This window comes from Collinsella sp. SGI.033 (genome assembly GCF_050315135.1).
Taxonomy (GTDB): Bacteria; Actinomycetota; Coriobacteriia; order Coriobacteriales; family Coriobacteriaceae; genus Collinsella.
Genome location: NZ_JBNPOK010000016.1, coordinates 22,711 through 48,461 on the forward strand (window position 1 = coordinate 22,711; position 25,751 = coordinate 48,461).

Consider the following 25,751-nt stretch of genomic DNA (forward strand, 5'->3'; position numbering starts at 1 on the left):
AAAAATATCGAATGTTGTGATGGTTTGCGCCCCGGGTCATGCCATCCTGCGGATCCGGCCACCACAACGGGGCCAGGCACCTTTGTGGCGGTTTTTGCTATGGACGGTGCGGTTTCGCTGCAGAACCGCCAGCCCGCCGCCTGCCAACCGCCGCCCTCGTTACGTTTTCGCTGCATTTGGGTAAAGCGCCTGCTCCAAGCCGGTGTTGCCTTGTATACTAGAGCGGTTTAACTGTTATGCGGAAGGGAGCGCCTATGGCACTCAGCGAGAAAGACGTGCGCGGTATCGCCGAGTACGCAAAGATCGCACTGACCGATGACGAGCTCGCCCAGATGACGTCCTACATGAACGATGCCGTCCAGATGCTCGAGCCCGTCTTGCAATATGACTTGCCCGACGTGGAGCCCACGTTCCATCCCATCGGAAGCCTGTCCAACGTGATGGGCGATGACCTGCGCGAGCCCGAGCGCGACCTGCCGCTCGACGTCGCGTTCGAAAACGCCGGCAGCGCGCGCGACCGCTACTTCCGCGTGCCGTCCATTTTGGGAGAGGGGGAGAGCGAGTAATGGCGCAGAGCTTCGATTCCCTTACCGCTGTCCAGATTGCCGCGGGCGTTGCCGCTGGCGACTTTACCGCTACCGAGGTGGCCCAGGCCTCCCTTGCCGCCATCGAGGCGCGCGAGGGCGGGGTCCAGGCATTCCTGCAGGTGGCGCCCGAGCTTGCGCTCGAGGCCGCCGCGCGCGTGGATGCCGATCGTGCCGCAGGCAAGCCGCTGCCCCCGCTCGCGGGCGTGCCGCTGGCCATCAAGGACAACATGAACCTTGTGGGCACGCGCACCACCTGCGCTTCCCGCATGCTCGAGAACTACCAGAGCGTCTACACCGCCACCTGCGTCCAGCGCATGCTCGATGCCGGCTGCCTGCCCATGGGTAAGGCCAACATGGACGAGTTTGCCTTTGGCAGCTCCACCGAGAGCTCGGCGTTCCACCGCACCAACAACCCCTGGGATACCGAGCGCGTGCCCGGCGGCTCCTCGGGCGGCTCCGCTGCCGCCGTCGCCGCGGGCGAGGTCGCGCTCTCGCTGGGCTCGGACACCGGCGGCTCCATTCGCCAGCCGGCGTCGCTGTGCGGCGTGGTGGGCTTTAAGCCCACATATGGCGCCGTGAGCCGTTACGGCGTGGTCGCCTTTGGCTCGTCGCTCGACCAGGTGGGCCCCTTCGGCCGCACGGTCGAGGATGTCGCGCTGGCCATGAACGCGCTTACCGGCGCGGGCCACGATCCCTACGACTGCACCAGCCAGGATTGCGCCGTCGACTTTACCGAGCATCTCAACGACAGCATCGAGGGTAAGCGCGTGGGTATCATCCCCGCGTTTATGGAGGCCGAGGGCCTGACGTCCGAGGTCAAGGCCGCTGTTCAGCGCGCCGCCCAGGAGTTGCAGAACCAGGGCGCCGAGCTGGTCGAGGTCGACCTGCCGCACCTGGATGCCGCCATCGCCGCCTACTACGTCATCGGCCCGGCCGAGGCGTTCTCCAACCTGGCCCGCTTCGACGGTATTCGCTACGGCTATCAGGAGGAGGGCTGCGCCAACCTGTCCGACCAGAGCTCGCTGTCGCGCGCCCACGGCTTTGGCGCCGAGGCCAAGCGCCGTCAGATGCTCGGCGCCTACCTGCTGAGCTCGGGCGTGTACGACAAGTACTACTACGCTGCGCAAAAGGCCCGCACGCTCATCACGCAGGACTACGACACCGCGTATGCCAAGGTGGACACCATCCTCATGCCCGCCTCGCCGCGCACGGCCTTTAAGTTTGGCGAGATCAGCGACCCCACGCAGATGTACCTCTCCGACCTGTACACCATCTCGCTCAACATTTGCGGCAACGGTGGTATCTCGGTGCCGCTGGGCTTGGGCGAGGATACTCAGCTGCCCGTTTCTGCCCAGCTGGTGGGTCCGGCGTTTAAGGACCGTCAGCTGCTCACGTTTGCCCGCGCCCTGGAGCGCGGCTTTGCCGATGCCGCCACGGGTGCGCCCGCGCTTTCCGTTGCACCCGATTTTGCCGGGAAGGGAGGCGAGCTGTAATGAAGGAGCTTTCCGAGGTCCTGCAGGATTGGGAGGCCGTGATCGGCCTGGAGATTCATACCGAGCTCACCGCACTCGATACCAAGATGTTCTGCAACTGCAAGCTCAGCCACGATGACGAGCCCAACGCCAACGTGTGTCCGGTGTGCTTGGGCCTGCCCGGCGCCCTGCCGGTGCCCAACAAGCGCGCCATCGAGAGCATCGTTAAGGCCGGCCTCGCCACCAACTGCGAGATCCAGCGCCACTCGATGTTCTACCGCAAGCACTACTTCTATCCCGATATGGCCAAGAACTTCCAGACCACGCAGGGTCCGGTCGCCTTTGCCATGTACGGTCACCTGGACCTGGACGTGACTGGTCGCGGTGCTGCAGAGCGCCCCGATTGCGCGTTTGGCGAGGCCGAGGCCCAGAGCCTGGCGAGCGCCTCGGCCAACGCCGAGGGCCTGTCTACGTCCATGACGTCGACCATGCGCGAGGGCAATCAGCGTGCCGGCCATCTGGCCAGCTATGACGCGTCCAACCTGCAGATGCCCGAGCGTCGCGAGGACGGTTCCTACACGGTGCCCATCCGCATCCTGCGCATCCACATGGAGGAGGACGCTGCCAAGATGGTGCACGTGGGCGGTGCCGAGGGCCGCATTACCGCCGCGGCCGAGTCGCTCGTCGACTACAACCGCTGCGGCACGCCTTTGATTGAGCTCGTGACTGAGCCCGACTTGCGTACGCCTGAGGAGGCTCGCCTGTTTATGGAAAAGCTCCGTCGCATCTTTGTGACGCTGGGCATTTCGGACTGCTCCATGGAGAAGGGTTCCATGCGCTGCGACGGCAACGTGTCGCTGCGCCGCCGCGGCGAGACCAAGCTGGGTACCAAAACCGAGCTTAAGAACCTCAACTCGTTTAAGAGCCTGCACGACGGCCTTGCCTACGAGATTTGCCGCCAGGCCGAGGTGCTCGAGGAGGGCGGCATTATCTATCAGGAGACCCGCCACTGGGAGCCCAGCCGCAAGCGTACCGTGGTCATGCGTGTGAAGGAGACGGCTGACGACTATCGTCTGTTCCCCGACCCCGACTTGGCGCCGTTCGATCTGGACGACGAGTTCATCGATCGCTGCCGAGGTGAGATTCCCGAGCTGCCCGATACCAAGCGCGCCCGTTTTGAGGCCGATTTTGGCATTAAGGCGGCCGATGCCGAGCAAATCGCCGGTGACCCGGAGTTTGCCGAGTTCTTTGAGGCCTCCGCTGCCGGTATGGCTGGCAAGGAGGCCCAGACGGTTGCAAACTTGCTGGTGAACGAGATGATCGCCTACCTTAAGGGCGCGGGCGTGTCGCTCGCCGAGTCCGGCATCGCGCCGGCTCAGGTGGCAGCGCTTGCCAAGCTGCTGGCGACCGATGCCATCAGCTCCAACCAGGCTCATGAGGTCTTTGAGGCCATGGCCCAGACCGGCGACGACCCCAACAAGATCGTCGACGAGCGCGGTATGCGTCAGGTGAGCGATGCCGGCGCACTGCAGCCGATTGTGGACGAGGTGCTGGCAAACTGTGCCGAGCAGGCACAGCAGTATCGTGACGGCAACCAGAAGGTCATCGGCTTTTTGGTGGGCCAGTGCATGAAGGCGAGCCGCGGCAAGGGTAACCCAAAGCTCTTCAACGAGTTGCTGAGAACCTCGCTCTCGTAAGCGGGAACCGAGGGGCCGGGCGCAGGGCCTTGCCTCTCAATTTCGGACAGTCCTGACTCACGACGGAGGCGCCACTGGCGCCTCCTGTTCGTGCGGAACTCATTGAGAGGCAAGGCCCTGCGCCCGGCCCCTCGGTTCCGTGGCGACTCGGCCGTTCTGGTCAGTCGGGCTGAATGGAAATAGAGTGAATGGGCGCGCCGTTGGCGCGCCCATTGTTTTTGAAGGGAACTCATTTTGAGCAAGCGCCCGCCCTGCCGGGGCTCCCGGGTTCCGTGGCGACTCGGCCGTTCTGGTCAGTCGGGCTGAATGGAATTTGGTGAATGAGGGTGCCGTTGGCACCCTCATTTTTTTGTGGATGTGGCGCAGGGACGGTCCCTTGGTCACATTTTTGGGCTGTGGAAAGCGAAACTTAATACTTTTCCCGAGAAGTGAACGACCTTATTTGGACCTCTGAAGCATCGACACTATTTGGACGCTGTTTCCTGCGGTTTTGCCGAGTTTTCCCTGCGGTTTTGTTACTAAAAAATGCGGATGCTTCAGGGGTCCGATTTTGCTCGTTCACTTCTCGGGAAAAGTATTAGACCTCGATTTGCTGGGACGGGGGAGAGTCTTTCTTGGATGCCGGAGATGTACGTTGCGGCAGACCGATTGTCGAAAGTCGGTCGGTCTGCACCCTAAGATTTCCAGAAAGTTAACCATTTTTGACCTTAATAGTTAGTACTACTTAACTATTATCCAAAAGGGTGCTCATGCAAACTTATTCACTTGGGTGCTGAGGCACCGTGCCGTGTCCAATGCGGCAAAAGGGAGAAGCAACATGAAGAGGCCGACGTTTAACACCCTGCTTGTCGGTGGCGGTTTTCTGCTTGGTACGGCTGGCATCAAGCTGCTCGCCAGCGCTCCGGTAAAGAATGCCTGCGTGCAGGGCATCGCGTGCGGCATGCTGCCGTCGAGTACATCGTGGCGCACGGCATCGCTTCGTCCATCGAAGGGCGTCGCGCCATCATCGGTTCCGCGCACTTTGACCGATACGGATCTTGCTGCGATCGTGCGCCTGCGCCGTATGAGCCAGGGCCTCGTTGATCGTCTGACGAGCTCCTACTCTAAGGTGATGCTCACCAACTCGGCGCTCTTGGCACTGGGCAGTACCGGCGCGATTGCCTCGCAGGCATCGTCGCTGATGCACAACGGCTCGACGATCGCCTACAGCCTGAGCAACGCGAAGGCTTACCTGCGTTAGCAGACGTGTTTGCCCACGTTATCTGGCCTGCGCCCAGACGGCATCGGTGTCGTCCGGGCGCAGGCCTTTTGCATTTGACCCCAATTGATAGCGTCTCTATATAGTGTTGCTATCGAGGATAGCAATTGAAGGGAGCGAGAGCGCCGTGGGTGCTGCTAGCGGCATGGCGCAGGTGAACGTTTGCGTGGATCGCCAGGTCAAGAATCGTGCCGAGGAGGCGCTGCGGCTTTCGGGCGGGTCACTGCCCGAGCTCATCAAAAAGGTGGTGGCCAAGGTCGCGCAGGGTGGCGGTTCGTGCGAAGAGGTGTTGTCGGCCGTTGACGACCAACCGCCTAGTGCTGGTGGCACCTCGCCGTTTGTCGCATCATGGGCGGCGGTGGATCGGCTTTACGCGGACCTGGGCATCGATACATCATCTGCGTCTGATGACCGCAGCTGGGACACAATCTATTCCGAAGCCATGGATGAGCATTATCGCCAAAAGGGGATGATCCTGTGAGTGGAGGCCCCCTTAAGATTATGGTGGACGCCAACGTATGGGTCGATTCATTTTGCGCCGAGCATACCGAGTCGCTTGCCGCGCGCGTTTATTGGACAGGCGACGGAGACGGGGGCGTTGCTGTTCTTTCCGGTGCATATCGCCAAGGACGTGCTGTGCGTTGTCCAACACGAGCTGAAGCGTAGCGTTCTTGCCGGCGGGGGAGCGCTCGACGAGGCATCTGTCCGTGCAATTGGCGATGCGGCGTTGGCGTTTGTTCGGAACGTGACCGAAAACGCCACGGCCGTGGGTGCAGATGCATCGGACCTTTGGCTGGCCGACAAATACTTAGCGCTCCATCGCGATTACGAGGACAACTTGGTACTCGCCGCGTGCAAGCGCGCGCAGATCGATTACTTGGTGACCAACAATCGCAAGCTGCTCGAACATGCCGATCTTGCAGCAAAGACCCCGCGCCAAATGATGCCGATTCTAGCTTTGGCCGAACGTGGTGGCGCGGCTATCGGTTAGCGCGAACTGTTTGCGTGGCCTTCGGAACGTCGGCGCTCAAAAGGCCACGCATCCTTTAATTACAAAAGCGCTGCCTTGATGACGGGAGCTTCGACGAGCTTCTCGGCGGCCTTTTCGTCGGAATCGTTTAGTGCTGCTAGACTGCGGTAGACCCACTCGTTGACCTGGGTGTTCTTGACGCCTGCGGTCTGCATAAGGGCGCCTACCTCGCGGATTGCTGCGAGCAGATCGGCTTTGGGACCCGCGAGCTCGACCTCGATGCCGTGGTAGGCGGCCACGCCGCGGTTCTCGCTCACGTGGTCGATAAAGCCCGCGACGGTCTCAAACTGCTGGGCGAGAGCTGCATCATCGTCAGCGTCCAGCGCGACGAGTGCGTTTGATACCGTGAGGGCGGGATGTCCGCAGGGGACAAAGCCTTCGATGACATCCATAGCTTCGGTAATGGTTGAGCCCAGGCCTGCGAGGGCATTGACGAGTTGCTGCTTGGTATCCATAACGGTCCTTTCGACGGGTCAATTTTGCTTGGCGAAAATATACGTGACGCGTTCAGTGGCAAAAATGCGAAGTATGGTGCACATTAGGGTCTTCACAGCTCGTGCATAGAGCAGCTGTCTGCCTTTAGAACGTGGTAAGATAGCTATCCACGAGCGGGGTTTACCCCGCGTGTTCCTTGAAAAGTCGACGGTTATCGGGTGTTTGCAGGCCCGATACCATCCAGACTTTCCCAACATTCGGGGGCGACTGGTTTCGACACGATAGCTCTGAGAGAGGAAGCAAGCCGAGGTCTCCTCGCCTCGTTAAACAGGGGTACCGTCAAATTGAATTGACAACAACTCTTCTTTTGAGCCTATGGCTCTCGCTGCTTAGTTTATAGCGGCGCGTCAACCCGGTGATTTCCCCGACACCGGCGCGACGTCATGTTAGGGGAATGCTCCCGCGCACGTAATCGGTATGGCGCGGGCTAAGACCGAACCGGTTGGGATGCCGCGAGCGTGTCGCTGCGCGCAAAGCGTCCGAGACTAAACCAGCGACTGAGCTTGGAGATGCCAATCAGGGGGCTTTCGTGGACCGGAGTTCGATTCTCCGCGCCTCCACCAATAGCTACAGGCAGGTAGGTAAACGCACCTACCTGCTTTTTTATTACATATAGATACCGCGGAGAACCGAACTCTGTGCAGGGCGCGGGCGTAAAGAAAACGCGTAAGCGTTTTTAGCCCGCGGGCGAGGACGCCGGCAGGCGGCCGAAGCCGGTGCGGATTTGCGAAGCAAATACGCGGATTCTCCGCGCAAAGCCTCTACAAGGTGGAGTAGTCAATTTGGGACGGGGCTATTTTAGCTGCCCCTATAAGCCAGTCGATATTAGTTCCGGTCCCCAATAATTCGTCGACAGTCAAAGGGCAGCTAAAATAGCCCCGTCCCAAATTGACTACTCACGTTGACGCCTCAAGCGGAAAGTCCATCCCGGAATCGCCCCCCAGAACGGGACGTGCTTTCCGCCAGTCGCCCCGTCCTCCTCAACTCCAAAACCCATGCGCTCTCCATCTCAAAACTGGGTAGAAGAAGGCCAAAACGAAACAGTAGGAGGTCAACATGACGGCAGAAGATAAGGCAAAGAACGCCGGCAAGGTCGCGCTCGTCTTGGAGGGCGGCAGTTTTCGCGGGCAGTTTACCGCGGGCGTGCTCGACGTCCTCATGGAGGCTGGCGTCGAGATTCCGGCTGTCTACGGTGTATCGGCCGGCGCCCTCAACGGCGTGAACTACAAGTCGCACCAGATCGGCCGTGCCAACCGCATCAACCTGACTTTCTGCAACGACAACCGCTTCATGGGTGCCGCATCGTTTGCGTCCACGGGCTCCATCGTGGGTTACGACTTCATCTTCAACGATGTCCAGGACCGCTTGGATCCCTTTGATAACGAGGCATTCGACGCGAGCCCCATCGAGATGTACGCCGTCGCGACGGACATGCTCTTTGGAACCGCTGCATACCTGCCGGTCAAAAGCGCCGTGCTCGACCTCGATGCCGTGCGCGCCTCGACGTCGCTGCCGCTGGTGACGCCGCCGGTCGAGATCGACGGGCACAAATACGTCGACGGCGGCGTAGCCGATTCGGTCCCTATCGAGCACGTGCTGGAGGAGGCCGGCTTCGATCGCGCGGTTGTCATTGTCACGCAGGACCGCTCGTACGAGAAAAAGCCCTACGAGTTTATGCCTGCCGCACGCGCCCGCTATGCCGACTACCCCTACCTGCTCGAGGCTATCGAGACGCGCCACGACCGCTATAACATCCAGCGCATGCATCTGTGGAAGTATGAGCGCGAGGGTCGCGCGCTGGTCGTTGCCCCGCAAAAGCCTGTCGAGGTCGGTCACGTCGAGCACGATCCGGCAAAGCTTCTCGACCTGTATATTCAGGGTCGTCAGGAGGCAAAGCGTCTGCTGAGTGATATCAAGGCATTTGTCGAGCGCTAGCGTCGCGACATCATTACCGATGGACGACATGTGCAGAAAGTCTGGTCAGAGCCAAAATACCTGTTGACTCGGGCGACGGGCGGGGTAATATGGACGGGTTACTTGCAGAGCCCCGTGAATCTCTGTAACAACACGTACTGTACATGGAGGAGTCTAAGTGATTTCGAAATCGACTCACTACGCCAAGCAGGGCGAGGTCCAGCGCAACTGGGTTCTCGTCGACGCCGATGGTGCTGTCCTGGGCCGTCTTGCCACCCAGATCGCAATGATCCTGCGCGGTAAGAACAAGCCCCAGTTCACGCCCAACAGCGACTGCGGCGACTTCGTTGTCGTCATCAACGCCGATAAGGTCCAGCTTACCGGTAACAAGGCCGACACGAAGACCTATTATCGCCACAGCGGCTACAACGGCGGCCTCAAGGCTGAGAGCTTCCACCAGGCTATGGAGAAGCACCCGGAGAAGGTCATCGAGCGCGCCGTTCGCGGCATGCTGCCCAAGACCACCCTCGGCCGTGCCCAGATGACCAAGCTTAAGGTCTACGCTGGTGCCGAGCATCCGCATGCTGCCCAGAACCCCACGAAGATTGAGCTGGAGGCTTAAAGATGGCTGAGAACACCGTTGTCTACCAGGGTACCGGCCGTCGTAAGAACGCCGTCGCCCGCGTCCGTCTCGTCCCCGGCACCGGCAAGGTGACTATCAACAAGCGTGACGCCGAGCAGTATTTCGGCCGTCATCAGCTCGTTGAGAACGCCCTTGCTCCCTTCAAGGTGACCGATACCGCCGGTCAGTTCGACGTTATCGCTCTGTGCGATGGCGGCGGCATCTCCGGTCAGTCCGGCGCTCTGCGCCTGGGCATCGCTCGCGCTCTTCTGAACGCTGGCGACTACCGTGCTGACCTCAAGAAGGCCGGTTTCCTTACGCGCGATGCTCGCGTGGTCGAGCGCAAGAAGTACGGCCTCAAGAAGGCCCGCCGCGCTCCCCAGTTCTCCAAGCGTTAAGGTTTTTCTCCTTACGAGATACAATGTACAAGCGGGGCCTGCCGATTGCTCGGCGGGTCCCGCTTTTCTTTTTCGACTAGGGTGGGCGAGTGCGTTTTGCCCACTTGGGAAGGAGCGATCCTATGCCCCAGAACATCTTTGGCACCGACGGCGTCCGTGGCGTCGCCAACGCCGACCTCTCGTGCGACCTCGCGTTTCGCCTTGGCCGTGCGGCGACCAAGTTCCTTGGTCCGGACATTTGCGTTGGCCGCGACACGCGTCTTTCGGGCACCATGCTCGAGAGCGCTCTGACCGCTGGCATTATGGCCGAGGGCGGTCGCCCGCACTGCTGCGGCGTTATCCCTACGCCGGCCGTGGCGCTGCTCACCGTCCAAAACGAGCTCGACGGCGGCATCGTCATCTCCGCTTCGCACAATCCGCCGGAGTTTAACGGCATCAAGTTCTTTAGCCGCAAGGGCATGAAGCTTCCCGATGCCGTTGAAGAAGAGATTAGCGCCTGGGTCATGTCCGAGGAGGCCATGGCTGCCGACACGCTGCCGACCGGCGCCGGTGTGGGCCACATCATCAAGATGAAGGACGCTCGCAAGGCATACGTCGACCACGCTATCAGCACCCTCGACGGCCTTAAGCTCGACGGCCTGGTCGTTGCCGTTGACTGCGGTCACGGTGCTTCCTGCCAGACCACGCCTGCCGCGCTTCAGCGTCTGGGCGCCACGGTCCACGCCATCAATACCGACTACTGTGGCACCGACATCAATGTCGAGTGCGGCTCCACTCATCTTGAGCCCCTGCGCGAGCTCGTACTGCGCACCCACGCCGACATCGGCCTGGCCCACGACGGTGACGCCGATCGCGTGCTGTTCGTGGACAGCGAGGGCAACGAGATCGATGGTGATTACATCCTGGCCATCTGCGGCTCTGACCTCGCCGCTCGCGGCAAGCTCGCCAACTCCGAGATCGTCTCGACCGTTATGTGCAACTTGGGCTTTTCCATCGCTATGAAGGAACAGGGCTTTGAGATGGTGCAGACCGCCGTGGGCGACCGCTACGTGCTGGAGCGCATGCTCGCGGACGGCGCCGTTATCGGCGGAGAGCAGTCCGGCCACATCATCTTCCTGGAGCACAACACCACCGGCGATGGCCTGGTGACGGCGCTGCAGCTGCTGGCCGTGCTCAAGCGCACTGGCCGCTCCCTCACCGACCTTGCCGGCATCATGAAGAAGTACCCGCAGGTGCTCGTCAACGTGCATTCCGACAACAAGGCCGGTCTGGACGATTGCCAGCCCATTTGGGACGCTGTCGCTGCCGCCGAGAAGGAGCTTAACGGTCGCGGCCGCATTCTGGTGCGCCCGAGCGGTACCGAGCCGCTGGTTCGCGTGATGGCCGAGGCCGAGACGCACGAGCTGACTCAGCGCGTCGTTGACGACATCGTCGAGGTTGTCAAGCGCGAACTTCCCTAATGGTCAAAAACCAATGCCAAGTGGTAAACTAGTAAGCTGGTTTTGATTATTGGTATGTCCAAGGGGGAGCATGTTCACTAAAGTCCTAAGGTCTTTTGGTATGCGTGGTCGAGTCCTTACGCTGGATGCTCCCATCTCGGGCGATGTCATTCCGCTTTCCGAGGTTAACGACCAGACGTTTGCCACTGGCCTTTTGGGCCAAGGCGTTGCCATTCGGCCTACGGGCACGCGCGTGATTGCACCTGCGGATGCCAAGATCGAGGCGATTTTTCCAACGGGACACGCCGTTGCGCTCAACACGGTCGATGGCTTGGATGTTTTAATCCACGTTGGACTCGATACCGTTCAGCTCGAGGGCAAACACTTTACCGTGCATGCACAGGTGGGCGATATCGTCCATAAGGGCGATGTGCTTATCGAGTTTGAACGCGAGGCAATCGAGGCCGAGGGCTACGATGTGACGGTTCCCATTTTGGTGTGCAACTCTGTTGAGTTCTCGAGCATCAAGGGCTCCGTCGGCGAGCATGTCGAGGAGATGGATCAGCTCATCGTCGCTCGCGAGCGCTAACTCGTTCGCTTGCCCTTTGGCCTACAATTCAAACACGTTTACGGAGGGCGCCCTTGAAAGAGGGCGCCCTCCGTGGCAAGATGGAAATTGTCCGAGGCTAAAAGGCTTCGGGTCACCGTGGACGGGCAGGGGCCTCGACGCGGCTAGACACGAGATACATACATTACGCGACCTCGCCCTGGTGGCCGCACACGTTGGTTGCGGCCGACGCAGGCCGCGGGCAAGTGCTTGTAAGGGGAGCCTTGCCTCTCTTCTACGAGAAAGGATGCGTAATGAAGATCATTAAAGCTAAAGACTACGAGGATATGAGCCGCAAGGCCGCCAATATCATCTCGGCGCAGGTTATCCTTAAGCCCGATTGCGTGCTCGGTCTTGCCACCGGCTCCACTCCGATTGGCGCCTACAAGCAGCTCGCCGATTGGTACAAGAAGGGCGATATTGACTTCTCCGAGGTCAGCACCTATAACCTGGACGAGTATCGCGGCCTTTCGCACGATGATCCCCAGAGCTATCACTACTTCATGCGCGAGAACTTCTTCGATCACATCAACATCGATCTGAATAACACGCACGTGCCCGATGGCTCCAACCCCGATGCCGCCGCTGCCTGCTCCGAGTACGACAGGATCGTCGCTGCCGCCGGTTACCCGGATCTGCAGCTGCTCGGCATTGGTAATAACGGTCATATTGGCTTCAATGAGCCCGATGACCACTTCTCCAAGGGTACGCACTGCGTCGACCTTACCGAGAGCACCATTCAGGCCAACAGCCGCCTGTTCGATAGCATCGACGACGTTCCCCGCCAGGCTTACACCATGGGTACCCAGACCATCATGTATGCCCGCATGATCCTGGTCATCGCCAACGGCGAGGCCAAGGCTCAGGCTGTGCACGATATGTGCTATGGCCCGGTTACGCCCGAGTGCCCGGCTTCGATCCTGCAGCTGCACACCAACTGCGTCGTCGTTGCCGACGAGGCTGCCCTTTCGCTCTGCGAGTAGTACAATCCGAGCGATTTGTTATTACTTTGTTACAGGCTCCCGTTCTGCGGGGGCCTTTTTTATTATGCATATGCGGGATGGCGGCTAGCTTATAGACTCATGAGTCCTTATACTGCGTCCGTCCGCAATATCTGCCAGTGGAACCAGATGAGCGCGGACTTTATGGTGTGCATAACATTAGCTTGCCAAAAGCTTGACGGTGGTGCCTCGTATAGCGTGATGCATTCTCTAGCATATTCTATTCAAAAATGCTACTAATGAGTCGCAAACGGTATCAGCGCGTAGGTGAGTTGCGCAACAAAATATTACAAGCCCCATTGCGTTACACTGCCAAATGAGTGGGACATGCTGGCAAGCGCATTGACCTGCGCAAAGACCGGTTGGTTGGGGGAAAAGTTTCAATCGGCGCTCGCTGAACAAAAACTTGCCAAATGCGAACCGAAAGACAACCTAAAACTCTACGTCGTTCGATTTACGGGATGGCTTGGGCTGTCTTGCGATTACGGTGTCCATGTGGCCGAGGTAAGGAGCGAGCATGATGAACGGGCTGAACGATACGGACGATCTCGAATTGGCACCGTTGGGCACAGGTTATATGGTCCGACGTGATCGCCTGATGAGCGAGTTGATTGTCAAGGGCCGCAAGGCGGGCATTGTGTTGCTCTATGCACCAGATGGGTTTGGGAAAACATCGATATTGCTTCAGTACGCTCAGGAAGTCAAAAGCGACCCGACGCGCGGTCTGGTACGAATCATCGAGGCTGACCGCGCGATTGCCCGCGAGGTGTTTATGCAGCTCGAAGTGGTCACAGATGAACTTGAGGACAAACCGCGATCGTTGATTGCGATTGATAACGTCCCCAACCTCGATCAGCAAGATACCGAGGAGCTTATCGATCGAATTCGAGGCCTGCGCACTATGGGGATCGGGGTCTTTGTCACCTGCCGCCCCTCAAATCGCCAGTTGATTCGCGGGCTGGGTGACTCGGTCAAGATCAATGCGCAGATGCTCAAGGTGCATGCCTATGAGTATTCGGCTTGGGCATCGGCGTTCTCGATTAGCACGTCGCTCGATTTTTACCAGCTCACACAGGGTGTTCCCGAGTTGGTTTCGGCTATGCAGACGGGGCTGTACGGAGAGGGCGACGTTGCCAGCTTGCTCGAAAACGAGATTGTCAACGTATACGGTGCGGCACTTGCCGATATGGCATCAATCGATAACGGCGCCCTATTTAACGTGGCGTGCGTGATGGCCCTGATGGGCGAGGGCAAGATTGCGGAACTTGAGGCATGCGGTGTCAGGCTCTCCATGATCGATCAGTCCTATCTTGTTCGTGATTATCCGATTTTTGGTGTCGATCCGGTCGACCGAAGCTTTACGTGTATGGGCACCGAGGATAACGCGCGCCTGAGATTACGAAAAATGGTTGCGGAAATTCGTCCAGAGCTCGTTATGCGCGCGGCACGCATTCTGCTCAAGGCGGGCCGATGCGATGCTGCGATGGATTTGGCAGATGCCTTTTTGGATCGAGACGCCGTCCTTGAGCTTGCTGGACAGTATGGTGTCGATTTGGCTCTGACTGGGCATGGAGGGGATGTCTGTCGCGCGGTACTGAGGACGACGGATGCCGACAAGCCCGCGTTGGAGCCGACGCCCACCGAGGCACTTGGTGTCTATTTGGCGGCGGTAAGCGTTTCGAATACTAAACTGGCCCGGTATATGGCCTCGATTGTCGAACATGCGAGCGCACAGTCGGTCCGCGAGATTGATTTGGTTTCTTGGAAAGTCGCCCAGGTGCTTACGGTCGTCTGTTATGGAGATTGCGAGCTTGGGCTTCCAGCCAATCCTGCTCTTCCAAAAAATGAGGCATCTTGTGCTGCGCTCGATATGCTGTCGGCGCATATCGAGGTTAAGAGCCGGCTGACCGAACAGGCGAAAGACGGCGCAGCACTTTCGGGACTCAAGGCGAACAAGGTATATGATTGCGAACTCGATATTGCAGAGATTCTCATACGGGCAGATCGGATGTTGGTGGAGCTCTTCGATGGGTCCTTTATGGGAATCGATGAGCGTGACGACGAGATGTCTCGAACACGGGAGGCACTCGATGCTCGTGGGCTTAAGGCACCGGCTGTCTGGGTGCGTATGGTGCTGGCGGCACGGCGTCTGCTTGCAGGCCTGCCAATGACTGACGATACGGCGTTTAATGAGCTCGATCGCTTTGCCGTGCGCGTGCGTGACAATCAAATCCAGCTGTTTGGCCTGCTACTTGAAGGCTGGCAGGCGCTCGCCGAGGGGCGCCCGGTCAACGCGAAGTTCCGCGCGGTCCAGGTGCTCAAGCTTGCTGACGAGTCGATCGCATACATGCGCGACAACGCGTTGCTGTTGGAGCGTGCATCAAGCCTTCGCAATACGTCGATGGTGTCGGTACGAGAAGAGGCAGAGCTGCTCGACCTAAGTCGGACACAAGTCGGCGGCGCGGAGGCTTGGGTCGTAGCGCTGCATTTGGCGTCTGCGGGCCGTGACAGCGATCTTGCCGCCTGGATGTCTATGAATCGTTCTGGGATTCTGGAGCCAGCGTATCGGCTGTTTGCACGCCTTGCGATGCATTGCCTGGGCGAGCCTGCTGCCAAGATTCGAAAGAAGCTCCCGGTGCGTGAGCTATCGCGATATTCGCTGCGCGACGATTTGGAGGGAGAGAGCGAGCGGCTGTTCCAGGTCGGCGAGGTCGAACCCGTCGACGCTATCGATCATATCGAGATTCGCATGTTTGGCGCGTTTCGTGCCGAGCGCGACGGATTTCCCATCACAGACAAGATGTGGCGTCGTAAGAAAGCGGCAACGCTTGCCGAGCGGCTTGCGTTGGGTATCGATTCGTTTGTCGATCGCGAGACCTTGGCTATGGAACTGTGGCCACATGCCGAGTACAGTAGCGCCCGTAACAACTTGTATTCGACTGTGTCACGCTTACGATCCGCTTTGGGACCCACGCCAGATGGCAAGTCGTGCGTCCTGATTCAAAACGACTGCCTTGGCCTCAACAGGGATTACGTTAAGACCGATGTGAAGCTATTTGAGCAGATAAGCCGCGAGATTTTGGGTAATCGCACAAGAGTGCGTGGGCCTCACCTGGTCGAGCTGTGTCTTAAGATCGAACAGCTCTATACCGGACCGCTGTATATCCCCAACGGTTGCAATCCGACGTACTTTTTGCGCATGCGCCGCATCATGCAGTCGAAGTTTATCGACTGCATGATTGTGGGAGCAAGCGCTGCCTTGGAAGAAAACGACCTGCAGTCGGCAATCTGGCTGGCAGAAGCGGGGCTACGTCAGGAGACCGCACGCGAGGACATGGTGCGATGCGCCATGCGCGTGTACGGAGCGGCGGGGAGACGCCGCGATATCGTCGAGCTCTATAGCGGGCATATCCATCATCTTAAGGAACAGGTCGCAGGCGTTCCCGAGCCCGAGACCAAGCGTCTCTACGAGCGTCTGGTCGAAAGCAGGGTCAACCGACCGTTCATTGAGCGATAAAAAACGGGCGCCCGTATTGTTCGGACGCCCGCAGGCTTGCTCTGTGTGAACCGATTGGCTCTTAGACGAGCTTGATCTTCTCGATATCCTTGCGCGAGGACTCTCGATACAGCGAGAACTTGCGACCGATAACCTGAACGACGTCGGCGTGGCAGCGCTCGGCGAGTTCCTCGGCGGCCTCGCGGGCAGAAAGGCTGGAGCCGTCCAGCACGGAGCACTTAACGAGCTCGTGCTTCTCCAGGTAGGCGACCGTCTGCTCGACGGTACCCTCGTTGACATCGGACTTACCGATGATGATGGCGGGGTTGAGGTGATGGGCCATGCTGCGAAGCTGCTTGACCTGGGCTCCTGTCAGTGCCATGGGATCTCGCTTTCTATGTATGGGGCGCCCCGCGATGGGGCCTTAATCTACGTGAGCTGTCCCACGATAGCGCAGGAACGGCGCGGTGTGGAGCGCGTTTGCCAGTTCGCAAAGAATGCGGATGCCGGGCGGGTAGACGATGCATACTTTAGATGGGCTACGGTCGGGGCGCAGAGACCGGCTCCCAGGCGATGAACGCCCATCGGACCTTGCGGATGTGGTCGAGCATGTAACGTCCCTGCGGCACGCCCTTGGATCCCGGCTCGCCGGCATGGGGGTTCTCGATCATATGTTGGGCGATATAGTCGCGCAGACGATCGATCTTATCCTCGTTGCCATGCTCGAGCATACGGGAGAGGTCCGCCACGCCGGCCTCGAGGCTATCGAAGGTGTCACGACGGGGCGATTCAAAATACGTGACCTGCGGTAGTGCATCCATCTGAATAAGGATGTTAAAGGCGTACACAAAGCCATTGCTACGGGTAACCGAGGCGCCGATGACATTCATCACGTGCAGGTCATAGCGCGGGCTGGAGTTGGCGACCATCGTGACAGCACAACGCCGCCGAGCAGCCTGTAGACGCATCCATTCGCCATTCCAATCCGCAGAAAGAAGCTCAGATTGAATTACACCATCAGCCACGGGCCATCCCCCTTACAACAAAAAAGCGGCCCCTCCCAAAAGAAGAGCCGCAACAAGCATATATCAGAAAAAGAACCGTTCCAACGCCAAACCGCCGCACCAGCCAAGTGGTGCAGGAGCGAAGCAACTGCAACCGGGATAGAACCCAACTGAGGTCCCGATGTGCGGGAGCCCCGGTGAGGGCAAATATATAAGGTCGATCGCGAGTTCCGCACGAGCCGGAGAGCACATAATGTGCTCTCCGTGCGAGTCAGGACTGTCCGAGCAGGCGACCTTATATATTTGCCCTCACCGGGGCTCCCGCCCGAACCCTTCAGCTAGTTCTTGAGCGAGTTCAGCGGCGCCGGGAAGCGTCCACCGCGGTGGGCAAGCACGGTGCCGGCGTTGGGGTTCACCGGCATGATGGGCGCACGGCCAAACAGGCCGCCATACTCGACGCAGTCGCCCACGCCCTTGCCGATGGCGGGGATCACGCGCACGGCCGTGGTCTTATTGTTGATGACGCCGATGGCCATCTCGTCGGCGATAATGCCGGCGATAGTCTCGACCGGGGTGTCGCCGGGAATGGCGATCATGTCCAGGCCAACGGAGCACACGCAGGTCATGGCCTCGAGCTTCTCGAGCGAAAGCGCGCCGGCCTCGACGGCGGCGATCATGCCGGCGTCCTCGGACACGGGGATAAAGGCGCCCGAGAGGCCGCCCACGCTGGAGCTGGCCATGACGCCGCCTTTCTTGACGGCATCGTTGAGCATGGCGAGCGCGCAGGTCGTGCCGGGGCCACCGCAGGTGCCCACGCCGATGATCTCGAGGATGCGCGCGACGGAGTCGCCGACGGCAGGCGTAGGCGCTAGCGACAGGTCGACAATGCCCTTCTCGACACCTAGGCGACGGGCGGCCTCGCGACTCATGAGCTCGCCGGCACGGGTGATCTTAAAGGCGGTCTGCTTAATCTTTTCGGCGACTTCCATCATCGATGCGGAATCGGGCAGCTTCTCCAGGGCTGCGGCCATAACGCCGGGGCCCGAGACGCCTACGTTGATGACGGCGTCGGCCTCGCCACCGCCGTGAACGGCGCCCGCCATAAACGGGGAGTCCTCGACCATGTTGGCAAAGCAGACAAACTTGGAAGCACCGACGGAATCCTCATCTGCCGTAAGCTTGGCGGCATCGATGATGGTCTGAGCCGCCATGAGCACGGCGTCCATGTTGATGCCGGCGCGCAGGCTGGCGACGTTGACGCTGGAGCAGACGCGGCTGGTGGTAGCGAGCGCCTGGGGGATGGACTGGATGACGCGGCGGTCGGCGTCGCCGATGCCCTTCTGGACGAGTGCGGAGAAGCCGCCCAGGTAATCGATGCCGAGCGTCTCGGCCGCGCGGTCGAGGGCATGCGCGATGGGGGTGAGGTCCTCATCCTTGCAGCACGCGGCGATCTGCGCCACCGGGGTGACGGAAACGCGCTTGTTGACAATGGGGATACCGTACTCGCGCTCGAGGTTCTCGGCGGTCTCGACCAGATGCTCAGCCGTGTGCGTCACGTGGTCGTAGATCTTCGTGCACATGCGGTCGAGGTTCTCGTCGCCGCAACCCATGAGCGAAACACCCATGGTGATGGTCCTGATGTCGAGGTTCTGCTCCTCAACCATGCCGCGGGTTTCCGCGATTTCTGCGGGCGTGATCGCCATCCTTGCACTCCTATCTGCCAAAACGAGCATAGTCTTGTCTATTCTAACGTGCCGCACGTGCCAAGTGGCGCATGCGGCACGTTTTGGTGCTCGGTTGTTTCCGTTGTGTTACTGCCCAAAGACCTCTTCGGCGATACGAGCGCTTTCGGCGGCGTCCTTGGCGTAGTAGTCCGCGCCGATCTGCTTGGCGTATTCGGGGGTGAGTACGGCGCCGCCTACGATGATCTTGACGCCCGGCACCTCGGCATGAAGCAGTTTGATGGTCTCCTCCATAGCGACGACCGTGGTGGTCATAAGCGCCGAGAGGCCGACGAGCTTGATGTCGCGCTCCCGTACGGTCTTGAGCACCTCCTGCGGGTCGACGTCGCGGCCTAGGTCAAAGACGGTATAGCCGTAGTTATCGAGCAGCATCTTGACGATGTTCTTACCGATGTCGTGGATGTCGCCTTTGACGGTGGCCACGCAGATTTTGCCCTTGTCGGCAATCTCGCCGGCGGGCATCCGGCGCTTGATGGTGTCAAAACCCACGCGCGCGGCCTCGGCCGAGGCCATGAGCTGCGGCAAGAAGAACTTTCCCTGGTCAAAGAGGACGCCAACCTCGTCGAGGGCGGGGATAAAGTGGTTGTTGATGAGGTCCATGGCGTCGTGGTCTGCCAGCAGACGCTCGGTCTCGGCCGCAATCTCGCCTTTGCGGCCCGAGACGACCATGCGACGAATCGGATCGTCGTTGCCGTCGGTGCCGTCGGTGCCAGCGGCGGGCACAGTGTCGGTCGATACTGTGCCCGCCTCCGGGTTCGCGGCGATCTTGTACGGATCGGTCCAGCCGGCGTAGCGCTCGATGTATCCGGTCGAGCCCTCGTCCTCAACGCTCAAGACGCGATAGCTGTAGACGGTATCCATAAAGCGCTTGGAGCCCGGGTTCATGATGGGGGCGTCCAGGCCCGCGCCGAAGGCGGCAGCCAAAAAGACCGAGCCCAGCAGCGGGCGGGCGGGCAGACCAAAGCTGATGTTCGACACGCCAAGCGCGCATTTGACGCCCAGACGCTCCTTACACAGGGACATGGCGCGCAGGATCTGTTCGGCTTGGCGTTGATTGGTCGAGGCGGTCATGACCAGACAGTCGATGAGGATGCGGTCCGGTCCGATACCGTAGCGGGCGGCCTCGGCCACGATGCGCTCGGCGATGGCGAAGCGAGCCTCGGCGGTATCGGGAATGCCGCCTTCGTCGAGCGTGAGGCCGACGACGTTGGCGCCGTAGTGGGCGACCAGCGGAAAGATCTCATCCATGATCTGCTGTTTGCCATTGACCGAGTTGATGATGGGCTTGCCGGCGTAGCGGCGCACGGCGGCCTCGACGGCTGCGGGGTCGGTGGAGTCGATCTGCAACGGCAGCAGCGTGGAACCCTGGAGCTGCTCGGTGGCCTGTTGGATGATCTTGACCTCGTCGATCTCGGGCAGGCCCACGTTGACGTCCAGGATGTCGGCGCCTTGCTCCTGCTGGCTGATGCCCTGGCTTACGACGTAGTCCAGGTCGCCGTCGCGCAGGGCCTGCTGCAGGCGCTTTTTGCCGGTGGGGTTGATGCGCTCGCCGATGACGGCGATCTTGTGGCCGTCACAGGGAAGGTCCACCACGGTCTGGGCGCTTGTGACCGACATGCTGGGCTTGCGGTGGCGCGGACTGGGCGTGTGGTTATCGATAAGCGTGCGCAGCGCTGCCATATGCGCCGGCGTGGTTCCGCAGCAACCGCCCACGACGCTCACGCCGTCGGCGATCATGCCGGCGACGGCCTTGGCGTATTCGGGGGCCTGGATGTCAAAGACGGTGTTACCGTCGTCGTCCACGTGGGGCAGGCCCGCGTTGGCCTGCACCATAACGGGCTTGTCGGTAACGGTGAGCATGCGTGCGGCGAGTCCTCGGAGCTCGGCCGGTCCCTGGCTGCAGTTGATGCCCAGGACGTCGGCGCCGATGGCGTCGAGCGTGATGGCGGCAACCTCGGGACTCGTACCCAGGAAGGTGCGGCCGTCCTCCTCAAAGGTCATGGTGGCAAAGACGGGCAGCTCGGAGTTCTCGCGGCAGGCAAGGACCGCCGCCTTGATCTCGGCAAGGTCGGTCATGGTCTCGATAATAAAGAGGTCCACACCCGCGTCGACGCCAGCGCGCACTTCCTCGGCAAAGAGGTCATAGGCCTCGTCGAAGCTGAGGGTACCCAAGGGGCGAAGCAGCGCACCGATGGGGCCGATGTCGCCGGCGACGTAGTGGGCGCCGGCCGCGCGGGCGCAGGCGACGGCGGCGGCAAAGACATCTGCCACGGTGGCGGCACCGTCGAGCTTGTGGGCGTTGGCGCCAAAGGTGTTGGCGGTGATCACATCGCAGCCGGCCTCGACATACTGACGCTGAATATCGGTAATGACCCGGGGCTCCTCAAAGTTGAGCAGCTCGGGCAGGGCGCCGGCCTTCATGCCGGCCGCCTGCAGCATGGTGCCCATGCCGCCGTCGAACAGCAGGTGCCCCGTGCCCTCGATGGCGGCGCGCAGGCGATCGTCCTTAATGTAAAGGTCGTCGATCGTGCGCGTCTTGTACGTGGCGCCCTTGCGGCGGGCAGCATCAACGGGCGCCGCCAGCGCGGCGCCGTCCAGATCATGAGTGATAAGCGGAGTAAACATCGGGGGCTCCTAATGGCTGGAATAGCAGGTGGTGTGGGCGGCGCGGAAGCGGCAGTGCTCGCGCATGCGGCAGATATTGCAGGTGGGGCGACTCTGGGCGTCGTGGACCTCGCCGTCAAACAGACCGATCACCGCGGTCACGCTCTTGGTGGGCATGAGCAGGCTGGTAGGTGTGACGGTAAGCCCGATGAGCCGCGTGGCGTTGAGTGCAGCCACGATTGAACGCTGAGCCGTAAGCGGGCAGTCGCCGTAGCCGGGACTGAAGCGCCAGTTACCGGCGAGTCCGTGTGCGGCGGCCGCAGCCTTGACCTGCTGGTCCATCTGCTCGACGGCAGCTTCCACATAGGCGGAGCACGCGGCATCGAGCACGGCTCCCTCTAGGGGCTGCTGGGCTCCCGTGGTGCGCAGACGACGCTCGGCGTCCATGCCGAGGGTGCATGCCATGAGCGCGGCAAAGCGGGCGTCTTTGAGATGTCGATAGATATCGCGACCGCGCAGCTCAACGTTGGTTCCAACCAGACGGATGTTGGGCTCTCCCTGCTCGTCCACGCCCATGGCATCGACGGCAAATACGCGGCGCACGCCACGGGGCTCAATGTCCAGCTCAAGGCGCTCGACCACAAGCTCAATACGCTGCGACAGCTCGGGCTCAATCTGCTGGCCGTCGTAACCCAGATACCGCAGCATCTCGGCACGATCGACGCGGGGATGGTGGGTATCATCGATACGGTAGAGCGCCGGCGACGCAAGGTCGGCCGGCACTTCACCAAAAGCTGTATCGATGTGCGGTTTTTCCATTACCCCAGGCGCTCCATAATGGTTGCGGCGATCGCAGGACGATTCATAGTGTACAGGTGCAGGCCGTCGGCGCCGTGCTCCTTAAGGTCGCAAAGCTGGCGGGCGGCATAATCTACACCGGCTGCCTGCAGGCTCTCGGGGTCATTCTCGTACTTGGCGAGAATCTTGATGACGGGGGAGGGCAGCGACGCGCCGCACATAAAGACCATGCGGCTGATCTGCGACTTGCCCATAAACGGCATGATGCCCGCGGTAATGGGCACAGTGATACCGGCCTTGTCGGCAAGCTCGCGAAAACGGTAGAAGCACTCGTTATCAAAAAAGAGCTGCGTCACAAAGAAGCTCGCGCCGGCGTCCTGCTTTTGCTTGAGGTATTCGACCGAAGCGTTGAGATTCTCACAGGCAATGTGGCCCTCGGGGTAGGCTGCGGCGCCCACGCAAAAGCCGGCGTCGACGAGCTCGGGGATGAGGTCCCGGGCGTAGGCGTAGTCCGAGGCGGGTTTGTCATCCTCGCTCGCGCCGGCGGGAAGATCGCCACGCAGGGCCAGCACATTTTCTACGCCGGCGGAGCGGTATTCGTCGATCTTGGCGGCGATATCGGCATGCGTGCGGCCAACGCAGGTGAGGTGCGCCACCGAGGGCGTATCGAATTCGCTCGTAATCATATGCGCGATGGGGGCGGTGGCGGAGCCGTTGCCCGAGCCGCCGGCCGAGCAGGTGACCGAGACAAAGCTCGGCGAAAGCTTGCACAGATTGCCAGCCACCTCGCGAGCCGTGTCGAGGGTAAGCTCGCCCTTGGGCGGGAACATCTCAAACGAAACGGGCGTGGTGCCCTGGGACGCTGCCTGCTTAAAAACCTCGTCGACGCGCATGTCGTGCTCCTTTAGATACATTAGCGTGATGTGTTGTAAGGATTCTACAGCACCGCTGCGCTACGGTGGAGTTTTACTCGCTATTTGGAAATATCAATCGAAGATGTTTCGCTATCGGCATTCCCTATAACAGCGTAGCTAATTTGGAGCTTTTTTACCCCATCACCAGGTACGCAGGGTAGTCTTTTTGGGACGGGGCTTTTTTAGCTACCCAATCCGGCGCCTCCAAAGCTTGAGACCATATTTAAATAGGGCAGCTAAAAAAGCCCCGTCCCAAAAAGACTACCCTTAAACCATGCGGAGAGGTCTGCAATTTATACAGTTGATTGACTGTTGAGGGTGGCAACATCGCCGCGATGCGGTAACCTCATTGATTAGTTTCGCGACGGCAACATAACGGTAATGTCGCGGAAACACGGCGAGTCTAAGCTATGACTCGTTCGTTAGTAATCAACACCGCTTCTCACGCGGTGCCGATACGAAGGGAGTTCCGTATGGCCGAACTTACTGACCGCTTCGGGACCATGGTGTTCTCTGAGGAAGTCATGAAGGACTACCTCCCCAAGGACATTTGGAAACGCCTTGCTGCAACCCTCGAGGACGGTGAGCCGCTCGACCTGGATGTGGCCAACGCCGTTGCCCATGCCATGAAGGTTTGGGCCATCTCCAAGGGCGCGACGCACTACGCGCACTGGTTCCAGCCGCTTTCGGGCATTACTTCCGAGAAGCACGACAGCTTCCTCGAACCCAACCACGACGGCACCGCTATTACCAAGTTTACGGGAAAGAACCTCATCCAGGGCGAGCCGGACGCCTCCAGCTTCCCCAACGGCGGCCTGCGTGCCACCTTCGAGGCCCGCGGCTATACCGCTTGGGATCCCACCAGCCCCGCCTTTATCAAGGACGATGTCCTGTGCATCCCCACGGCTTTCTGCTCCTACACGGGCGAGGCCCTGGACAAGAAGACCCCGCTGCTGCGCTCCATGACCGCGCTCTCGCGTGAGTCCAAGCGCGTTTTGGCGCTGTTTGGTAAGACCCCCAAGAAGGTCGTTCCTTCCGTGGGCGATGAGCAGGAGTACTTCCTGATCAAGAAGGACGCTTACCGCAAGCGCAGGGACCTGGTCATCACCGGCCGCACCCTCTTTGGTGCTGCTCCCTGCAAGGGCCAGGAGCTCGAGGAGCACTACTTTGGCGCTATCCGCCCCACCGTCTCGGCCTATATGAAGGACCTGGACGATGAGCTGTGGGCGCTTGGCATTCCCGCCAAGACCAAACACAACGAGGTCGCTCCCTGCCAGCATGAGCTCGCCCCCGTCTATGGCGAGGTCAACGAGGCCATCGACCAGAATCTGGTCATGATGGAGAAGATGAAGCTCATCGCCTCCCGCCACGATTTGGTCTGCCTGCTGCACGAGAAGCCCTTCGAGGGCATCAACGGTTCGGGCAAGCACAATAACTGGTCGCTTGGCACCGAGTCCGAGAATCTGCTCGATCCGGGCGACACCCCGCTCGACAACCTGCAGTTCATCGTCTTCCTCACCGCGGTGATCGAGGCCGTCGATAACTACCAGGAGCTCCTGCGTGCCTCCGTTGCCTCGGCCGGCAACGACCATCGTCTGGGCGCCAACGAGGCTCCTCCGGCGATTATGTCCATCTTCCTGGGCGACCAGCTTACCGAGGTCGTCGAGAAGATCATCGATGGCAAGGCTTCCGTCCATGCCACGCGCGGCGTGCTCGACTTGGGCGCCGATACCCTGCCCAAGCTGATGCAGGACAACACCGACCGCAACCGCACCTCTCCGTTCGCCTTCACCGGCAACAAGTTCGAGTTCCGTGCCTGCGGCTCCGAGCAGAATGTCTCCGACTCCAACCTGGTGCTCGATGCCGCCGTGGCCAAGTCGCTCAAGTCCTTCGCCGACGCACTCGAGGGTACGCCCGAGGATAAGTTCCAGGACGCCGCGCTCGAGTACTGTAAGAAGGTACTGACCGATCACCAGCGCATCCTGTTCTCCGGCGACGGTTACTCCGACGAGTGGCCCATCGAGGCCGAGAAGCGCGGCCTTGCCAACAACAAGACCACGGCCGACGCTCTTCCCGCCTTTGTTTCCGATAAGGCTATCGCGCTCTTTGAGGAGACGGGCGTTCTGACCAAGGCCGAGGCGCAGTGCCGCTACGACTGCAAGCTCGAGAAGTACAACAAGCTCATGAACATCGAGGCTACCACGATGATTCGCGAGGCACGTCGTACCTATCGTCCGGTCATCACCGCCTATGCCACCAAGGTCGCTAAGGGCCTTGAGACAATTCGTGCCGCCGGTGCTGAGGCCGCCATGCAGTGCGAGCAGAACACGCTCAACAAGCTCTGCAACGGTATCACCGCCATCAACGACTCCATCAAGGCGCTCGACGCCGTGCATCAGAAGGCCGAGGCTCTCGATGGCCAGGAGCAGGCCAATGTGTATGCACACGAGGTCGTTCCCGCTATGGATACGCTGCGTGCCTCCGTGGATGCCATGGAGGAGATCGTGGCCGCCGACTACTGGCCGGTCCCGACCTACGATGACATCCTGTTCTACGTGTAGGGCATAGCCAGCATATCGTCACGGTATTAAGCCGGGGTCCGCATCGCGCGGGCCCCGGCTTTTTGATTGCGAAGGACGCTTTGGAGTCCGTTTTGCCGCCGATTTGCCGGGG

At 60.4% G+C, this 25,751-nt stretch carries 21 protein-coding genes and 1 other RNA gene; 15 read left to right on the forward strand and 7 right to left on the reverse strand.

Annotated features, from left to right (window positions below):
* The first annotated feature begins 254 nt into the window (after positions 1-254).
* From gatC to ACQRC0_RS06210, 6 genes are all read left to right on the forward strand, one after another.
* A complete protein-coding gene (gatC, locus tag ACQRC0_RS06185; protein ID WP_427728662.1) occupies positions 255-566 on the forward strand; it encodes an Asp-tRNA(Asn)/Glu-tRNA(Gln) amidotransferase subunit GatC in 312 nt (103 codons plus the stop codon).
* Positions 566-2,080 (forward strand): Asp-tRNA(Asn)/Glu-tRNA(Gln) amidotransferase subunit GatA, encoded by a 1,515-nt coding sequence (gatA, locus tag ACQRC0_RS06190; protein WP_427728665.1) that lies wholly within the window; start codon positions 566-568, stop codon positions 2,078-2,080. The genes gatC and gatA overlap by 1 nt, the downstream gene beginning before the upstream one ends.
* Entirely contained in the window at positions 2,080-3,756 is a 1,677-nt protein-coding gene (gatB, locus tag ACQRC0_RS06195) for an Asp-tRNA(Asn)/Glu-tRNA(Gln) amidotransferase subunit GatB (RefSeq protein ID WP_427728667.1), read from the forward strand. Before gatA ends, gatB begins: the two co-directional genes overlap by 1 nt.
* 817 nt (positions 3,757-4,573) lie before the next feature.
* Entirely contained in the window at positions 4,574-4,996 is a 423-nt protein-coding gene (locus ACQRC0_RS06200) for a hypothetical protein (RefSeq protein ID WP_427728670.1), read from the forward strand.
* 145 nt (positions 4,997-5,141) lie between these two features.
* Entirely contained in the window at positions 5,142-5,495 is a 354-nt protein-coding gene (locus ACQRC0_RS06205) for a hypothetical protein (RefSeq protein WP_427728672.1), read from the forward strand.
* A 117-nt stretch (positions 5,496-5,612) separates the two neighbouring features.
* Positions 5,613-6,005 carry a hypothetical protein gene (locus ACQRC0_RS06210; RefSeq protein ID WP_427728675.1) on the forward strand — a complete coding sequence of 131 codons (393 nt, stop codon included), beginning with the start codon at positions 5,613-5,615 and terminating at the stop codon, positions 6,003-6,005.
* A 59-nt stretch (positions 6,006-6,064) separates the two neighbouring features.
* Here ACQRC0_RS06210 and ACQRC0_RS06215 read toward each other — a convergent pair whose 3' ends face one another.
* Complete coding sequence (locus ACQRC0_RS06215; protein WP_427719414.1) at positions 6,065-6,499, reverse strand: hypothetical protein; 435 nt, start codon at positions 6,497-6,499, stop codon at positions 6,065-6,067.
* A gap of 239 nt (positions 6,500-6,738) precedes the next feature.
* Here ACQRC0_RS06215 and ssrA point away from each other — a divergent pair.
* The 8 genes from ssrA (at position 6,739) to ACQRC0_RS06255 (ending at position 16,037) form a co-directional block, all read left to right on the forward strand.
* Positions 6,739-7,102, forward strand: a transfer-messenger RNA (tmRNA) gene (gene ssrA / locus ACQRC0_RS06220).
* Between the two features lie 493 nt (positions 7,103-7,595).
* On the forward strand, positions 7,596-8,474 hold the full coding sequence (locus ACQRC0_RS06225; protein WP_427728677.1) for a patatin-like phospholipase family protein: 879 nt from the start codon (positions 7,596-7,598) through the stop codon (positions 8,472-8,474).
* 157 nt (positions 8,475-8,631) lie between these two features.
* Entirely contained in the window at positions 8,632-9,075 is a 444-nt protein-coding gene (gene rplM, locus ACQRC0_RS06230; RefSeq protein WP_370450665.1) for a 50S ribosomal protein L13, read from the forward strand.
* Positions 9,076-9,077: 2 nt separating this feature from the next.
* Entirely contained in the window at positions 9,078-9,473 is a 396-nt protein-coding gene (rpsI, locus tag ACQRC0_RS06235; protein WP_022094634.1) for a 30S ribosomal protein S9, read from the forward strand.
* 122 nt (positions 9,474-9,595) lie between these two features.
* Positions 9,596-10,933 (forward strand): phosphoglucosamine mutase, encoded by a 1,338-nt coding sequence (gene glmM, locus ACQRC0_RS06240; protein WP_427728680.1) that lies wholly within the window; start codon positions 9,596-9,598, stop codon positions 10,931-10,933.
* Positions 10,934-11,003: 70 nt separating this feature from the next.
* On the forward strand, positions 11,004-11,501 hold the full coding sequence (locus tag ACQRC0_RS06245; protein WP_427728682.1) for a PTS sugar transporter subunit IIA: 498 nt from the start codon (positions 11,004-11,006) through the stop codon (positions 11,499-11,501).
* A 272-nt stretch (positions 11,502-11,773) separates the two neighbouring features.
* Positions 11,774-12,502: a glucosamine-6-phosphate deaminase gene (gene nagB / locus ACQRC0_RS06250; protein WP_427728683.1), complete on the forward strand. Its 729-nt coding sequence runs from the start codon at positions 11,774-11,776 to the stop codon at positions 12,500-12,502.
* Positions 12,503-13,118: 616 nt separating this feature from the next.
* Positions 13,119-16,037: an AfsR/SARP family transcriptional regulator gene (locus tag ACQRC0_RS06255; protein ID WP_427728686.1), complete on the forward strand. Its 2,919-nt coding sequence runs from the start codon at positions 13,119-13,121 to the stop codon at positions 16,035-16,037.
* A 61-nt stretch (positions 16,038-16,098) separates the two neighbouring features.
* Here ACQRC0_RS06255 and ACQRC0_RS06260 read toward each other — a convergent pair whose 3' ends face one another.
* From ACQRC0_RS06260 to ACQRC0_RS06285, 6 genes are all read right to left on the reverse strand, one after another.
* Positions 16,099-16,398: a YhbY family RNA-binding protein gene (locus ACQRC0_RS06260; RefSeq protein WP_117839974.1), complete on the reverse strand. Its 300-nt coding sequence runs from the start codon at positions 16,396-16,398 to the stop codon at positions 16,099-16,101.
* 157 nt (positions 16,399-16,555) lie between these two features.
* Positions 16,556-17,041, reverse strand: a complete 486-nt coding sequence (locus ACQRC0_RS06265) for a hypothetical protein (RefSeq protein WP_427728689.1) — start codon at positions 17,039-17,041, stop codon at positions 16,556-16,558.
* Between the two features lie 317 nt (positions 17,042-17,358).
* Positions 17,359-18,723 carry a PFL family protein gene (locus ACQRC0_RS06270; RefSeq protein ID WP_427719427.1) on the reverse strand — a complete coding sequence of 455 codons (1,365 nt, stop codon included), beginning with the start codon at positions 18,721-18,723 and terminating at the stop codon, positions 17,359-17,361.
* A 108-nt stretch (positions 18,724-18,831) separates the two neighbouring features.
* The gene (locus tag ACQRC0_RS06275) at positions 18,832-21,387 is read right to left on the reverse strand and encodes a homocysteine S-methyltransferase family protein (protein ID WP_427728692.1); all 2,556 of its coding nucleotides are present in this window, start codon (positions 21,385-21,387) and stop codon (positions 18,832-18,834) included.
* A 9-nt stretch (positions 21,388-21,396) separates the two neighbouring features.
* Complete coding sequence (locus ACQRC0_RS06280; protein ID WP_427728695.1) at positions 21,397-22,185, reverse strand: hypothetical protein; 789 nt, start codon at positions 22,183-22,185, stop codon at positions 21,397-21,399.
* Positions 22,185-23,057 (reverse strand): methylenetetrahydrofolate reductase, encoded by an 873-nt coding sequence (locus ACQRC0_RS06285; RefSeq protein ID WP_427728697.1) that lies wholly within the window; start codon positions 23,055-23,057, stop codon positions 22,185-22,187. The genes ACQRC0_RS06280 and ACQRC0_RS06285 overlap by 1 nt, the downstream gene beginning before the upstream one ends.
* Positions 23,058-23,551: 494 nt before the next feature.
* On the opposite strand from ACQRC0_RS06285, the gene ACQRC0_RS06290 reads away from it, so the two are divergent.
* On the forward strand, positions 23,552-25,639 hold the full coding sequence (locus ACQRC0_RS06290; RefSeq protein WP_154517961.1) for a glutamine synthetase III: 2,088 nt from the start codon (positions 23,552-23,554) through the stop codon (positions 25,637-25,639).
* Positions 25,640-25,751 lie beyond the last annotated feature (112 nt).